The 351-nt window shown below is 54.1% G+C and carries 1 protein-coding gene; it reads right to left on the bottom strand.

Features of this window, described 5'->3' with window-relative positions; all coding sequences use genetic code 11:
- Window positions 1–263 (bottom strand): LAGLIDADG family homing endonuclease (locus AUR66_RS12625; RefSeq protein WP_197409776.1); only part of this gene is annotated, 263 nt, incomplete at its 3' end.
- Window positions 264–351: the final 88 nt, after the last annotated feature.

Genomic DNA, 351 nt, shown 5'->3' on the forward strand with positions numbered 1-351 from the left:
CAGCGGGGCGCGTCAGTCTCGGAGGTGTCGCACGAGAAATTCGCGTTCGCGTTCGACGAGTGACTCGAGACGATCCAGTGATAGCCCTTGTTCCGAGAACGGACGACTCCTAAGTCAAAGATGTCGCGAACCTCTCTCAAGAGGTTCTCACTATACTGGCCCATCACGAGCTGGAAGCGAATCCCAGGTACCACACCGTGGCAGTACCTCTCGTCCTTCGCCATCGTGAGATGGAACGACCCTTCACCGGTTAGCAATCCCATTGTGAACGCCATTCGCTGTGTATTGGTTGTCATCGTTTTTTGAATCAAAAGGGGAACCTAGAGCAACCGCTACCCAATTCGTTGCTCC

The sequence above is a fragment of the Haloferax profundi genome (genome assembly GCF_001469865.1).
GTDB lineage: Archaea > Halobacteriota > Halobacteria > Halobacteriales > Haloferacaceae > Haloferax > Haloferax profundi.